This window comes from Pseudomonas sp. TWRC1-2 (assembly GCF_049896685.1).
Lineage (GTDB): Bacteria > Pseudomonadota > Gammaproteobacteria > Pseudomonadales > Pseudomonadaceae > Aquipseudomonas.
Genome location: NZ_JAFCUU010000003.1, coordinates 731330 through 745014, shown reverse-complemented (window position 1 = coordinate 745014; position 13685 = coordinate 731330). Strand labels below are relative to the sequence as shown.

Here is a 13685-nt window from a genome sequence, read left to right as displayed (position 1 = left end):
GACTGATCCGCATCTGCTGTCCTCCGCTTTTGCTTTTAAGGCCTCTTGCATGTCCGATCCTCGCTACCAGATCGACGTCAGCGTCGTCACCCGCTTCCTGGCGGACCAATCGCAACCCGAACACAACCGTTTCGCCTTTGCCTACACCATCACGGTGAAGAACAACGGGCAGGTGCCGGCCAAGCTGCTGTCGCGCCATTGGGTGATCACCGACGGTGACGGCCAGGTCGAGGAAGTGCGCGGCGCCGGCGTGGTTGGCCAGCAGCCGTTGATCGACATTGGCGCCAGCCATACGTATAGCAGTGGCACGGTGATGACCTCCAAAGTCGGCACCATGCAGGGCACTTATCAGATGAAAGCCACTGACGGCAAACTGTTCGACGCTGTCATCGCGCCCTTCCGCCTCGCCGTGCCGGGAGCCCTGCACTGATGACGACGTACGCGGTCGGCGACCTGCAAGGCTGCCTGGAACCCCTCAAGTGCCTGCTGGAGCGAGTTGCGTTCAACCCGGCGAGCGACCGCCTGTGGTTGGTGGGTGACCTGGTCAATCGCGGGCCCGAATCCCTGCAAACCCTGCGCTACTTATATAGCCTGCGTGATTCGCTGGTATGCGTACTGGGCAACCACGACCTGCACCTGCTGGCGGCCGGCAATAACATCGAGCGTTTGAAAAAGGGCGACACGCTGCGCGAGATCCTCGAAGCGCCGGATCGTACCGAGCTGCTGGAGTGGCTGCGTCGGCAAAAGCTCATGCATTACGACGAAGGCCGCAACATGGCTTTGGTCCATGCGGGCATCCCGCCCCAGTGGACGGTGAAAAAAGCCCTCAAGTGCGCCGCCGAAGTTGAGAGCGCCCTGGCCGATGACAACCTTTACACCGCCTTTCTCGACGGCATGTACGGCAATGAGCCGGTCAAGTGGGACAACGACCTTACCGGCGTGGCCCGCCTGCGCGTGATCACCAACTACTTCACCCGCATGCGCTTCTGCACCGCCGAAGGCAAGCTGGACCTCAAGAGCAAGGAAGGCGCCGACACCGCCCTGCCCGGCTACAAACCCTGGTTCGCCCACAAGGAGCGCAAGACCCGTGACACGAAGATCATCTTCGGCCACTGGGCGGCCCTTGAAGGCAAATGTGATGAACCCAGCGTGTTCGCCCTCGACACCGGCTGCGTGTGGGGCGGCGCCATGACCCTGATGAACATCGACACCGGCGAGCGCCTGAGCTGCCAGTGCGAATCCCCCCTTTCTGTGAAACAGCCGGCCGCCAAGCCATAGGAGCCCGCCATGAGCGAATTCAAACGTATCCCTCCCGAACAAGCCCAGGCGCTGCGCGAGCAAGGCGCGGTGGTGGTCGACATCCGCGATCAGCCGACGTATGCCGCCGCGCATATCAGCGGTGCGCAGCATTTGGATAACACCAACATTGCCGACTTCATCCGTGCCGCCGACCTCGACGCGCCGGTGATCGTCGCCTGTTACCACGGCAACTCCAGCCAGAGCGCGGCCGCCTACCTGATCAGCCAGGGCTTCTCTGACGTGTATAGCCTGGACGGCGGCTTTGAGCTGTGGCGTGCGACCTATCCTGCAGAAATTGCCTCAGGCGATTCGCAATAATTTTTTTCACACCCCGCTACCCCGCGTGACGCTTGGGCTCGCGCCGTTTCTGACGAACGGCGCAGCCAAACTAATTGCGTATCCCGCCTTGACCTCCCGGATTCCGAACTATCCTTAAGCGCAGGCCATCCGAATCAGGGGAGAGCCGGTACACCGGCGTGCGGGTCATCGGTAGCGTTTCAGGGTGTTTGGGGGGAAAACGGCCATTGGTTGATCACCAATGACTGCCAGCATCGACTGATTGACCCGGCGTCGGCTCCACGTATCGAGCGAGGTGACGACGTCATGAGTATCTTTAGCCACTTCCAACAACGCTTCGCGTCCACACAGCAGGAAGAACTCACGCTGCAAGAGTATCTCGAGCTGTGCAAACAGGACCGCAGTACCTACGCGTCTGCCGCCGAACGTCTGCTATTGGCGATTGGTGAGCCTGAGTTGGTGGAAACCGCGAATAATTCGCGCCTGTCGCGAATATTTTCCAACAAGGTGATCCGCCGCTATCCGGCCTTTGAAGACTTCCACGGCATGGAAGAATGCATCGACCAGATCGTCTCCTACTTCCGCCACGCCGCCCAAGGCCTGGAAGAGAAGAAACAAATCCTCTACCTGCTCGGCCCCGTCGGCGGCGGTAAATCGTCTCTGGCTGAAAAGCTCAAACAGCTGATCGAGAAGGTGCCCTTCTACGCGATCAAGGGCTCGCCGGTGTTCGAGTCGCCTTTGGGCCTGTTCAACGCCACGGAAGATGGCGCGATCCTCGAAGAAGACTTCGGCATTCCACGGCGCTACCTCAACACCATCATGTCGCCCTGGGCCACCAAGCGCCTGGCCGAGTTTGGCGGTGACATCAGCCAGTTCCGCGTGGTGAAACTCTACCCGTCGATCCTCAACCAGATCGGCGTGGCAAAAACCGAACCGGGCGATGAGAACAATCAGGACATCTCGGCGCTGGTGGGTAAGGTCGATATCCGCAAACTCGAGGAATTCCCGCAGAACGACGCCGACGCCTACAGCTACTCGGGCGCGCTGTGCCGGGCCAACCAGGGCCTGATGGAATTCGTGGAGATGTTCAAGGCGCCGATCAAGGTGCTGCACCCACTGCTGACCGCCACCCAGGAAGGCAACTACAACAGTACCGAAGGCCTGGGCGCGATTCCGTTCACCGGGATCCTGCTGGCCCACTCCAACGAATCGGAATGGCACACCTTCCGCAACAACAAGAACAACGAAGCCTTCATCGACCGGATCTACATCGTCAAGGTGCCCTACTGCCTGCGCGTCAGCGATGAGATCAAGATCTACGACAAGCTGTTGTTCAACAGCTCGCTGGCCAAGGCCCATTGCGCGCCCGATACCTTGAAGATGCTCGCCCAGTTCACCGTGCTGTCGCGCCTCAAGGAACCCGAGAACTCGAATATCTATTCGAAGATGCGCGTGTACGACGGCGAAAACCTCAAGGACACCGATCCCAAGGCCAAGTCGATCCAGGAATACCGCGACACCGCGGGCGTGGATGAAGGCATGAACGGCCTTTCCACTCGTTTCGCCTTCAAGATCCTGTCCAAGGTCTTCAACTTCGACCCGCACGAAATCGCCGCCAACCCGGTGCACCTGCTGTACGTGCTGGAACAGCAGATCGAACAGGAGCAATTCCAGGCCGAAACCCGTGAACGCTACCTGCGCTTCCTCAAGGAATACCTGGCGCCGCGTTACATCGAGTTCATCGGCAAGGAAATCCAGACCGCTTACCTGGAGTCCTACAGCGAGTACGGCCAGAACATCTTCGACCGCTACGTGCTGTATGCGGACTTCTGGATTCAGGACCAGGAATACCGCGATCCGGAAACCGGCGAAATCCTCAACCGTGTGGCCCTCAACGAGGAGCTGGAGAAGATCGAAAAACCCGCCGGCATCAGCAATCCGAAGGATTTCCGTAACGAAATCGTCAACTTCGTGTTGCGCGCCCGCGCCAACAACAACGGCAAGAACCCAACCTGGCTCAGCTACGAGAAGCTGCGGGTGGTCATCGAGAAGAAAATGTTCTCGAACACCGAGGATCTGCTGCCGGTCATCAGCTTCAACGCCAAGGCCAGCAAGGAGGACCAGCAAAAACACAACGACTTCGTCACTCGAATGGTCGAGCGTGGCTACACCGACAAACAGGTACGGCTGCTCTCCGAGTGGTACCTGCGGGTTCGTAAATCACAGTAAGGCAGCGACGGGCGTGTACTGCCGGGCCTTTGGCCTGGCAGCTGACCGCTTGTCTCTAAGCTTCCAGCTCGCGGCTTGAAGCTTGTAACGTGAAGCTGCCCGGAGGGCTCCCCATGAGCTATGTGATCGACCGACGCCTCAATGGCAAGAACAAGAGCACGGTAAACCGCCAGCGTTTCCTGCGGCGTTACCGTGACCACATCAAAAAGGCCGTTGAAGAGGCCGTCAGCCGCCGCTCCATCACCGACATGGAGCATGGCGAGCAAATCAGTATTCCTGGACGCGACATTGACGAACCGGTGCTGCACCACGGTCGCGGCGGCAAACAGACCGTCGTGCACCCGGGCAACAAGGAGTTCACCACCGGCGAACATATCCAGCGCCCCCAAGGTGGCGGCGGCGGTAAAGGCCCAGGTAAAGCGGGCAATTCTGGCGAAGGCATGGACGAGTTTGTGTTCCAGATCACCCAGGAGGAGTTCCTGGAGTTCATGTTCGAAGACCTGGAGCTGCCCAACCTGGTCAAACGCAACCTGACCGGCACCGACACCTTCAAGACCGTGCGCGCCGGCATCAGCAACGAAGGCAACCCATCCAGGATCAACATCATCCGCACGTTGCGCTCGGCCCATGCCCGGCGTATCGCGCTGTCAGGCAGCAGCCGCGCCAAATTGAAACAGGCGAAGGAAGAGTTGGCGCGCTTAAAACGCGAAGAGCCAGACAACTTCGGCGATATCCAGGCAATCGAGGCAGAAATCGAGAAGCTCAGTGCGCGGATTCACCGCGTGCCGTTTCTCGACACCTTCGACTTGAAATACAACCTGCTGGTCAAACAACCCAACCCCAGCTCCAAGGCCGTGATGTTTTGCCTGATGGACGTGTCCGGCTCGATGACCCAGGCGACCAAGGACATCGCCAAGCGCTTTTTCATCTTGCTGTATCTGTTTCTGAAGCGGAACTACGACAAGATCGACGTGGTGTTCATCCGCCATCACACCAGCGCCCGGGAAGTCGACGAAGAGGAGTTTTTCTACTCGCGGGAAACCGGCGGTACCATCGTATCCAGTGCGTTGAAACTGATGCAGGAGATCATGGCCGAGCGCTACCCGGCCAATGAATGGAATATCTATGCAGCTCAGGCGTCCGACGGCGACAACTGGAACGACGACTCGCCGATCTGCCGCGATATCCTGATCAACCAGATCATGCCGTTTGTGCAGTACTACACGTACGTCGAAATTACTCCCCGTGAGCACCAGGCCCTGTGGTTCGAATATGAGCGTATCGGTGAAGCCTTTGCCGACACGTTCGCCCAACAGCAACTGGTCTCGGCCGGCGATATCTACCCGGTCTTCCGTGAACTCTTCCAGCGCAGGTTAGTGACATGACCGCCAAAAAAGAGCATAAGCGCCAACCCATTTCCACCGGCTCCGAGTGGACCTTTGAACTGATCCAGGCCTATGACCGGGAAATCAGCCGCATCGCGGCAGGTTATGCCCTGGACACCTACCCCAACCAGATCGAAGTGATCACCGCCGAACAGATGATGGATGCCTACGCCTCGGTCGGCATGCCGTTGGGTTATCACCATTGGTCCTACGGCAAACACTTCCTGAGTACGGAGAAGTCCTACACACGCGGCCAGATGGGCCTGGCCTACGAGATCGTCATCAACTCCGACCCGTGCATCGCCTACCTGATGGAAGAAAACACCATCTGCATGCAGGCGTTGGTGGTCGCCCACGCGTGCTACGGGCACAACAGCTTTTTCAAGGGCAACTACCTGTTCCGCACCTGGACCGATGCCAGTTCGATCATCGACTACCTGGTATTCGCCAAGCAGTACATCATGCAATGCGAGGAACGCCACGGCATCGACGCGGTTGAGGACCTGCTCGACTCCTGCCATGCGCTGATGAACTACGGCGTTGACCGCTACAAACGCCCGTACCCGATTTCCGCCGAGGAAGAGCGCCTGCGCCAGAAGGAGCGCGAGGAGCACCTGCAGAAGCAGATCAACGACCTGTGGCGCACCATTCCGAAGAAAACCGGGAAAAACAGCGATAAAGACAATGCACGCTTCCCCGCCGAACCTCAGGAAAACATCCTGTATTTCCTGGAAAAACACGCGCCACTGCTGGAGCCATGGCAGCGCGAAATCGTACGTATTGTGCGCAAGATCGCCCAGTACTTTTATCCACAGCGCCAAACCCAGGTGATGAACGAAGGCTGGGCGACGTTCTGGCACTACACCTTGATGAATGACCTGTACGACGAAGGCCTGGTCACCGACGGCTTTATGATGGAGTTCCTCACTTCCCATACCAGCGTGGTGTTCCAACCCGGCTTCGACAGCCCGTACTACAGCGGCATCAACCCCTACGCGCTGGGCTTTGCCATGTACCGCGACATCCGGCGCATGTGCGAACACCCCACCGAAGAGGATCGCCGCTGGTTCCCGGAAATCGCCGGCAGTGATTGGTTGTCGACCATCAAGTTCGCCATGAGCAGCTTCAAGGACGAGAGCTTCATCCTGCAGTACCTGTCACCCCAGGTAATTCGCGACCTCAAACTGTTCAGCATCATGGATGACGACCTCAAGGACGACCTGCTGGTGCCGGCAATTCACGACGAGCCCGGCTACCGCACCATCCGCGAGACATTGGCGGCGCAATACAACCTGGGCAACCGAGAGCCTAACGTGCAGATCTACAGCATCGATGTGCGCGGCGACCGCTCGTTGACCCTGCGTCACCAGCAGCACGACCGCAAACCCTTGGGCGAATCCACTGAGGAAGTGCTCAAGCACCTGCATCGGTTGTGGGGCTTCGATATTCATCTGGAAACCCTGCAGGGCGACCAGGTGATGAAGACTCACCATGTGCCACCGCGCAGTGATCACAGCGACAACGACTACGGCCGCCTGGACCTGGCCGTCGTTCATCTCTGACACAGCAAAGCCTCCATTGGTCAGGCACAGGCGGTATCCTGTGCCGCTAATGGAGGCTTTTTCATGAAAATCTACACAGTTGGCGGCGCGGTGCGTGATCGTTTGCTCGGCATCGAGGTCACCGACATCGACCGCGTTGTCGTCGGCGCAACCACTGAAGAAATGCTCGCCAAGGGCTACAAGCCGGTGGGTGCTGACTTCCCGGTGTTCCTGGACCCGAAAAACGGCGACGAGTACGCCCTGGCCCGCACCGAGCGCAAGAGTGGCCGGGGTTATGGTGGCTTTGTGTTTCATGCCAGCCCCGAGGTCACGTTGGAAGAAGACCTGATGCGTCGCGATCTGACCATCAACGCGATGGCGGAGGACGGCGACGGCAACCTGACCGATCCTTACCACGGCCAGCGCGACCTGCAGGCGCGCATTCTGCGTCATGTTTCCCCGGCGTTCGCCGAAGATCCCTTGCGCGTACTGCGTGTTGCGCGCTTCGCAGCGCGTTATGCCTCCCTGGGTTTCACGGTAGCGCCCGACACGCTCGGACTGATGCGCCAACTCAGTGAGTCCGGCGAGTTGGAAGCCCTGACGCCCGAGCGAAGCTGGAAGGAAATCTCCCGGGCCTTGATGGAAGATCAACCTCAGGTGTTCATCCAGGTGCTGCGCGACTGCCATGCGCTGAAAACCCTGATGCCGGAAGTGGACGCGCTGTTCGGCGTGCCGCAGCCGGAGGCCCATCACCCCGAGATCGACACCGGCCTGCACACCTTGAGCGTGCTGCAACAGGCCGCCCTGCACAAATACCCCCTCACCGTACGCTGGGCCTGCCTGCTGCATGACGTGGGCAAGGGCCTGACGGCTGTGGATAAGTTGCCGCAGCATATTGCTCATGAAAAGACAGGCTTGACGCTGATCAAGGCGGTCAACGAACGCTTCAAGGTGCCAAAGGATTGCCAGGAGCTGGCGCTGCTGGTGGGCCAATATCACACCCATGGCCACCGCGCTCTGGAATTGAAAGCCTCGACATTGCTGGAGCTGCTGCAGAGTTTTGACGTGTACCGCCGGCCGCAGCGCTTTGAGGAATTTGTGGTGAGCTGTGAAATGGATGCACGCGGCCGCAAAGGCCTTGAGCAACGAAGTTATCCACAGGCGGATTATTTACGCGGCGCGGCCAAGGTTGCGCGCGAAGTAGCAGTGGCGCCGTTGCTGGAGAAAGGCTTCAAAGGCCCCGAGCTGGGCGAGGCGCTCAAGCGCGAGCGGCTCAAGGCGCTGAAAGCCTACAAGGAACACCACAACGTGTAGCGAGCAAGCTTTGTGGCGAGCGGGCTTGCCCCGCGTTGGGCTGCGCAGCGGCCCCAGTAAAAACACTGAGGTTTTCCTGGTAAAACTCAGCGCCTGTTGTGGGGCTGCTACGCAGCCCAACGCGGGGCAAGCCCGCTCGCCACAGGGGATTTGCGAGCCAGCGTCCACGTTTGAATCCGGGCAGACGAGCGTTACAGGAGATTTTTCGGGGTGAGTGGCTGGTTTTGCCATTCAAACGCGACAGGTGCCAGCACCTGGTCGATCTGCGCATCGCGCCACAGCTCGGCCAATGTCTTGCCCACCTCGGGATGCACGCGATCCGGCGCCATCAACGACAGGGGCCACAGCACAAAGGCGTTTTTGAGGATTTCTGCGCGCGGCAGGATCAAGCCGTCGAAATTCCCGACCAATTCGCCATACAGCAGCACATCGATATCCAGCGGCAGCCCTTTGCGGTCCGGCGCGTAGCGGCCATTGTCGGCCTCGATGAATTTCAACCGGCGATCCAGCTCCATCAACGGCAAATCGGTATAGGCCGACACCACCAGGTTGAAAAACGGCCCGCTTTTGATCCCCACCGGCTGGCTTTCGAACACGGGCGAGCAGCGCATATCCGTCAAGAAGCTCGCCAGCGTATCCAGGCCAGCGCGCAGATGGCGCTCGCGCTCGATATTGCTGCCAAGGCCAAGGTAAACCTGAGTTAGCGACATCCGCGCTCGATCTCCACGCCCACGCCTTTGGCTGCCGGCACGGCACCCGGCTTGGTCAGCTTGAGGCGCAACCAGGGAATCTGGAACTCGCTCATCAGCACTTCGGCCAGGCGTTCGGCGAAGGTTTCTACCAGTTGGTACTGGGACTGCTCGGCAAAGGCCTGAATACGCGCGGATACGCTGGCGTAATCGAGCGCCAGGGTCAGGTCGTCACCCGCAGCGGCAGGGCGATTGTCCCAGGCGAAGCTCAGGTCCAGGCGCAGGCATTGCTTGATGCCGCGCTCCCAGTCGTAGGCCCCGATCACGGTGTCGACTTCCAGGCCTTCGATAAACACTCTGTCCAAGCTCTTCTCCGCAGCACGACAAGGGCGCGTTGCCCCGTTAGAATCAGGGCGTCCTCGCCCGGAATAGTTAGCATGTTTTGGTCACTGGCGATTCTCGCCTACCTGCTCGGCTCGCTGTCCTTCGCCATTTTGCTCAGCCGCCTGACAGGAAATCCCGATCCGCGAATGAGTGGCTCAGGCAATGCCGGTGCCACCAACATGTTGCGCCTGGCCGGCAAAAAACTCGCCGTGCTGACGCTGCTGGGCGATATCTGCAAGGGCCTGTTGCCCGTACTCATCGCCAGCCTCGCCGGCCTCACCCTGCAACAGCAGGCCTGGGTGGGCGTGTGCGCTGTGCTCGGCCATCTGTTTCCGCTGTACTTCCGCTTTCGCGGCGGCAAGGGTGTCGCCACGGCGGCCGGCATGCTGCTGGGGATTTACCCTCCAGCAGCGCTGTTGGCCGTGCTGGCCTGGCTGTTGACGTTCTACCTGACCCGCACCAGCTCATTGGCCGCATTGATCGCCACGCCGCTCACCCTGCCATTGCTGGCCTGGCAGGCGCCTGCAGCGCTGTTGCCGATGAGCGTGCTGACACTGCTGATCGTCTGGCGCCACCGCGGCAATTTACGCGACCTGTTTGCCGGGCGCGAACGGCATTTTTAAATACGTTCGATGAGCCCGGCTCACGTGAGCCCTTACAGCGGTGAAAGTTGCTCCATCGGCCAGCGTGCCTGCACGCTGATCGCCAGGCTTTCATGCTGGCCGGCCTGCAGACGCTGGCAGCCGGCGTAGGCGATCATTGCACCGTTGTCGGTGCAGAACTCAGGGCGCGCATAAAATACGTTGCCCTGCATGTCGCCGAGCATTTTTTCCAACGAGGTGCGCAACGCTTTGTTGGCACTGACGCCGCCGGCGATCACCAGGCGCTTCATGCCCGCCTGTTTCAGGGCGCGCTTGCACTTAATGGTCAAAGTCTCCACCACGGCCTGCTGGAACGCCAGTGCGATGTCGCAACGGGCTTGCTCACTGTCGTCCCCGGCGCTGACGCTTTGCTGCCAGGTGTTCAGTGCGGAGGTTTTCAAGCCGCTGAAGCTGAACATCAGGCCCGGGCGATCGCACATTGGACGCGGGAAGGTGTAACGGCCCGGCACGCCTTTTTCGGCGAGACGTGCGATTTCCGGACCGCCCGGATAATTGAGGCCCATCATCTTCGCGGTCTTGTCGAACGCTTCACCGGCGGCATCGTCCAGAGACTCACCCAACAGCGTGTATTGGCCAATCGCATCGACCTGAACCAGCTGCGTATGCCCACCGGAAACCAACAAAGCGACGAACGGGAACTGTGGCGGTGTTTTTTCCAGCATGGGTGCCAGTAAATGGCCTTCCATGTGGTGCACGCCGAGGGCCGGAATGCCCCAGGCAAACGCCAGCGCCTGGGCGCAAGAAGCCCCAACCAGCAGGGCTCCGACCAATCCGGGGCCGGCGGTGTAGGCAATCGCGTCGATCTCGGTCGGCACGCAGCCGGCCTCGTCCAACACCTGGCGAATCAACGGCAGCATGCGCTTGACGTGATCGCGGCTGGCGAGCTCCGGCACCACACCGCCATAGGCGCGGTGCAGGTCGATCTGGCTGAACAGTGCATCGGCCAAAAGCCCGCGTTCACTGTCGTAAAGTGCGACACCGGTTTCGTCGCAGGAGGTTTCAAGTCCCAGTACTAGCATGGGTTTGCGCCTTGTAGAGGCTGAATTCGAAGGCGCGCATAATAGTCGCCACTCCCCCTCCCGACTAGCGGTTTTCGATCAGAGGCTTTGCATTCCGGGCAATGAGGGGTTAACATCCGCAACCCTTAAAAACCGACGACCTCAGCCGCGAATTTTTTGCGACGAGAACGTTGATTCCCGGTAATGAAAGAAGGTAGCTCTGGATGCCAGCCGTCAAAGTAAAAGAGAACGAACCCTTCGACGTAGCTCTGCGTCGTTTCAAGCGCTCCTGCGAAAAAGCCGGTGTTCTGGCTGAAGTTCGTAGCCGCGAATTTTATGAGAAGCCAACTTCTGAGCGTAAGCGCAAAGCAGCAGCCGCTGTTAAGCGTCACGCTAAGAAAGTTCAGCGCGAGCAGCGCCGCGCCGTTCGTCTGTACTAATACACAGACTTACGTAGCAAGCTTCTGCCAAGCCCGGCCCTCAGCCGGGCTATTGGCATTTGCGGATATCGCTTGATGCTTCACCGTCGACGCCGCACACGCGACCGAGACACTGCTTCACACGTCAGGACTGGCTCTTTTGCCAGCGGTGCGCGTCTCTTCTGACGAGCCTAACAAGGCTACTGACGAGCACACTCATTCTTCAAACAGACGATCAACTGTGTCGGCTGTGCCCAACGATGCGTTTCCGAGGCCCGCCATTGGCCAACACCGGACGCCCGGGCAACATTTCCAGGCCGAACACTGATAGAAATTAACGTCAGTGAATGTTCGGCAGATACACTCCCTGACAGCCCAACCAGACGACAGTTGATCGAGCCGCACAATGTGTGCGCCTGAACACTTCGCGGGCCTCATTGATACGCAGTGATGACGAGAACGCCATGGCCGGGCTAATTCCCCAGAGCTTTATTGACGACCTTCTGAACCGCACCGACATCGTCGATGTTGTCAGCTCGCGCGTGCAACTGAAAAAAGCCGGCAAGAACTACACCGCCTGCTGCCCGTTCCACAAAGAAAAGACTCCCTCGTTCAGCGTCAGCCCCGACAAGCAGTTCTACTATTGCTTCGGCTGCGGCGCGGGCGGCAATGCCCTCGGCTTTCTCATGGACCACGACAACCTGGACTTCCCCCAGGCTATCGAGGACCTGGCCAAAGCCGCCGGCATGGAAATCCCCCGCGAAGAAAGTGGCCGCCCGCACAAACCGCGGCAGCCCACCGACTCGCCGCTGTACCCGCTGCTGACGGCCGCTGCCGACTTCTACCGTCAGGCGCTCAAAAGCCATCCGCAGCGCAAGGCCGCTGTCGAATACCTCAAGGGTCGCGGCCTCACCGGTGAAATTGCCCGGGACTTCGGCCTGGGTTTCGCGCCGCCAGGCTGGGACAACCTCTACAAGCACCTGAGCAGCGACACCCTGCAGCAGAAAGCCATGATCGACGCCGGCCTGCTGGTGGAAAACGCCGAGACCGGCAAGCGCTATGACCGCTTCCGCGACCGCGTTATGTTTCCGATCCGCGACAGCCGTGGCCGGATCATCGCATTCGGCGGCCGAGTGCTCGGCGACGACAAACCCAAGTACCTGAACTCCCCGGAAACCCCGGTGTTTCACAAGGGTCAGGAACTCTACGGCCTGTTCGAAGCGCGTAAAAACAACCGCAACCTCGATGAAATCATCGTGGTTGAGGGCTACATGGACGTGATCGCCCTCGCCCAGCAAGGGCTGCGCAACGCCGTAGCCACCCTGGGCACCGCCACCAGCGAAGAACACATGAAGCGCCTGTTTCGTGTGGTGCCCAGCGTGCTGTTCTGCTTCGACGGCGATCAGGCCGGCCGCAACGCCGCCTGGCGCGCGCTCGAGGCCACGCTGTCGAGCCTGCAGGATGGCCGCCGTGCACGCTTCCTGTTTTTGCCCGAAGGTGAAGACCCGGACACCCTGGTGCGCTCCGAAGGCACCGACGCGTTCCGCGCGCGCATCAATCAACATGCGCAGCCGCTGGCCGACTATTTCTTCCAGCAATTGACCGAAGAAGCCGATCCGCGGTCCCTTGAAGGTAAGGCCCACATGGCCACGCTCGCGGCACCGTTGATCGACAAAGTACCGGGCGCCAACCTGAAGTCACTGATGCGCATGCGCCTGCTGGAAATCACCGGCTTGAGCGGCGAGGCCGTCAGCCAGCTGGTGCACAACGCGCCGCAAGACGCACCGCCGGCTTACGACCCAGGCATGGATTACGACGCCATGCCGGACTACTCGGACTTTCACCAACCGCAGGAGGCCTACGCGCCCCAGCAGGAGTGGACACCGAAGAAACCCGGCGCCGGCGGCAAGAAATGGGACAAGAAACCCTGGAGCAAGAACGGCAAGCGCGGCGATCGTGACGAGGCCTACGCGCCACGCACGCCGGTGGCGGTGGAAGCCCCTACGCTGATTGCGTTGCGTACGCTGATCCACTACCCGCAATTGGCGAAGAAAGTTGAGAGCGCCGATCATTTTGCCAACGAGAGCAACACTTACGCTCAGGTACTGATCGCCTTGATCGAGGCGGTACAGAAAAATCCTAAGCTAAACTCAATTCAGTTGATGGCTCGCTGGCATGGCACCGAACAAGGCCGCCTCTTGAAAGCACTCGCAGAAAAGGAGTGGCTAATTGACGGCGATAACCTTGAACAACAGTTTTTAGACACCATTACTAGGTTATCCGCGGGTCAGCATACGCAGACCCTCGATGAACTCATCAAGAGAGCAAGGCAGCCGGGATTATCGGCTGAAGAGCAGATTCAGATAGCAAAACAGATGCGCGACCTCTTAAAACAGAATGTTTCCGCATCAAACCCGACCTCAGCTGGCGTGTGAGGTCATAGCTCGGGTATAATCCTCGGCTTGTTT

General features: G+C 59.7%; 13 protein-coding genes. 10 read left to right on the top strand and 3 right to left on the bottom strand.

The annotated features are described in order from the left end of the window. The first annotated feature begins 49 nt into the window (after window positions 1-49). The 7 genes from apaG to ACP7B3_RS12235 all read left to right on the top strand — a co-directional run bounded on the left by apaG (window position 50) and on the right by ACP7B3_RS12235 (window position 8065). Window positions 50-430, top strand: a complete 381-nt coding sequence (apaG, locus tag ACP7B3_RS12265; protein WP_106575521.1) for a Co2+/Mg2+ efflux protein ApaG — start codon at window positions 50-52, stop codon at window positions 428-430. Then, window positions 430-1278: a symmetrical bis(5'-nucleosyl)-tetraphosphatase gene (locus ACP7B3_RS12260; protein WP_426178900.1), complete on the top strand. Its 849-nt coding sequence runs from the start codon at window positions 430-432 to the stop codon at window positions 1276-1278. Before apaG ends, ACP7B3_RS12260 begins: the two co-directional genes overlap by 1 nt. Window positions 1279-1287: 9 nt before the next feature. After that, entirely contained in the window at window positions 1288-1617 is a 330-nt protein-coding gene (gene glpE, locus ACP7B3_RS12255; protein WP_106575523.1) for a thiosulfate sulfurtransferase GlpE, read from the top strand. 285 nt (window positions 1618-1902) lie between these two features. Then, window positions 1903-3825, top strand: a complete 1923-nt coding sequence (locus ACP7B3_RS12250) for a PrkA family serine protein kinase (protein ID WP_003194732.1) — start codon at window positions 1903-1905, stop codon at window positions 3823-3825. Window positions 3826-3938: 113 nt separating this feature from the next. Continuing rightward, complete coding sequence (locus ACP7B3_RS12245) at window positions 3939-5210, top strand: YeaH/YhbH family protein (RefSeq protein ID WP_106575524.1); 1272 nt, start codon at window positions 3939-3941, stop codon at window positions 5208-5210. Next, window positions 5207-6772 carry a SpoVR family protein gene (locus ACP7B3_RS12240; RefSeq protein WP_106575525.1) on the top strand — a complete coding sequence of 522 codons (1566 nt, stop codon included), beginning with the start codon at window positions 5207-5209 and terminating at the stop codon, window positions 6770-6772. The genes ACP7B3_RS12245 and ACP7B3_RS12240 overlap by 4 nt, the downstream gene beginning before the upstream one ends. A 63-nt stretch (window positions 6773-6835) precedes the next feature. Beyond that, window positions 6836-8065 (top strand): multifunctional CCA addition/repair protein, encoded by a 1230-nt coding sequence (locus tag ACP7B3_RS12235; RefSeq protein ID WP_426178897.1) that lies wholly within the window; start codon window positions 6836-6838, stop codon window positions 8063-8065. A 191-nt stretch (window positions 8066-8256) separates the two neighbouring features. On the opposite strand, the gene folK is transcribed toward ACP7B3_RS12235, so the two are convergent. Further along, on the bottom strand, window positions 8257-8775 hold the full coding sequence (gene folK, locus ACP7B3_RS12230; RefSeq protein WP_369302029.1) for a 2-amino-4-hydroxy-6-hydroxymethyldihydropteridine diphosphokinase: 519 nt from the start codon (window positions 8773-8775) through the stop codon (window positions 8257-8259). Beyond that, window positions 8766-9119, bottom strand: a complete 354-nt coding sequence (folB, locus tag ACP7B3_RS12225; RefSeq protein ID WP_106575528.1) for a dihydroneopterin aldolase — start codon at window positions 9117-9119, stop codon at window positions 8766-8768. The genes folK and folB overlap by 10 nt, the downstream gene beginning before the upstream one ends. 72 nt (window positions 9120-9191) lie before the next feature. Here folB and plsY point away from each other — a divergent pair, with 72 nt between their 5' ends. Continuing rightward, entirely contained in the window at window positions 9192-9761 is a 570-nt protein-coding gene (plsY, locus tag ACP7B3_RS12220; RefSeq protein WP_094951989.1) for a glycerol-3-phosphate 1-O-acyltransferase PlsY, read from the top strand. A 32-nt stretch (window positions 9762-9793) separates the two neighbouring features. Here plsY and tsaD read toward each other — a convergent pair whose 3' ends face one another. Beyond that, entirely contained in the window at window positions 9794-10819 is a 1026-nt protein-coding gene (gene tsaD, locus ACP7B3_RS12215) for a tRNA (adenosine(37)-N6)-threonylcarbamoyltransferase complex transferase subunit TsaD (RefSeq protein WP_426178894.1), read from the bottom strand. 203 nt (window positions 10820-11022) lie between these two features. Between tsaD and rpsU the strand changes: the two genes are divergently transcribed. After that, complete coding sequence (rpsU, locus tag ACP7B3_RS12210) at window positions 11023-11238, top strand: 30S ribosomal protein S21 (protein ID WP_002551877.1); 216 nt, start codon at window positions 11023-11025, stop codon at window positions 11236-11238. A 443-nt stretch (window positions 11239-11681) separates the two neighbouring features. Then, window positions 11682-13652: a DNA primase gene (gene dnaG / locus ACP7B3_RS12205; protein ID WP_119737662.1), complete on the top strand. Its 1971-nt coding sequence runs from the start codon at window positions 11682-11684 to the stop codon at window positions 13650-13652. The last annotated feature ends 33 nt before the right edge of the window (window positions 13653-13685 follow it).

Bases quoted from the DNA above. Each gene is read 5' to 3' on its own strand.
- tsaD (WP_426178894.1), bottom strand. From the start codon at position 10,819: ATGCTAGTACTGGGACTTGAAACCTCCTGCGACGAAACCGGTGTCGCA.
- dnaG (WP_119737662.1), top strand. From the start codon at position 11,682: ATGGCCGGGCTAATTCCCCAGAGCTTTATTGACGACCTTCTGAACCGC.
- plsY (WP_094951989.1), top strand. From the start codon at position 9,192: ATGTTTTGGTCACTGGCGATTCTCGCCTACCTGCTCGGCTCGCTGTCC.
- apaG (WP_106575521.1), top strand. From the start codon at position 50: ATGTCCGATCCTCGCTACCAGATCGACGTCAGCGTCGTCACCCGCTTC.
- ACP7B3_RS12260 (WP_426178900.1), top strand. From the start codon at position 430: ATGACGACGTACGCGGTCGGCGACCTGCAAGGCTGCCTGGAACCCCTC.
- ACP7B3_RS12250 (WP_003194732.1), top strand. From the start codon at position 1,903: ATGAGTATCTTTAGCCACTTCCAACAACGCTTCGCGTCCACACAGCAG.
- folK (WP_369302029.1), bottom strand. From the start codon at position 8,775: ATGTCGCTAACTCAGGTTTACCTTGGCCTTGGCAGCAATATCGAGCGC.
- ACP7B3_RS12240 (WP_106575525.1), top strand. From the start codon at position 5,207: ATGACCGCCAAAAAAGAGCATAAGCGCCAACCCATTTCCACCGGCTCC.
- ACP7B3_RS12245 (WP_106575524.1), top strand. From the start codon at position 3,939: ATGAGCTATGTGATCGACCGACGCCTCAATGGCAAGAACAAGAGCACG.
- glpE (WP_106575523.1), top strand. From the start codon at position 1,288: ATGAGCGAATTCAAACGTATCCCTCCCGAACAAGCCCAGGCGCTGCGC.
- rpsU (WP_002551877.1), top strand. From the start codon at position 11,023: ATGCCAGCCGTCAAAGTAAAAGAGAACGAACCCTTCGACGTAGCTCTG.
- ACP7B3_RS12235 (WP_426178897.1), top strand. From the start codon at position 6,836: ATGAAAATCTACACAGTTGGCGGCGCGGTGCGTGATCGTTTGCTCGGC.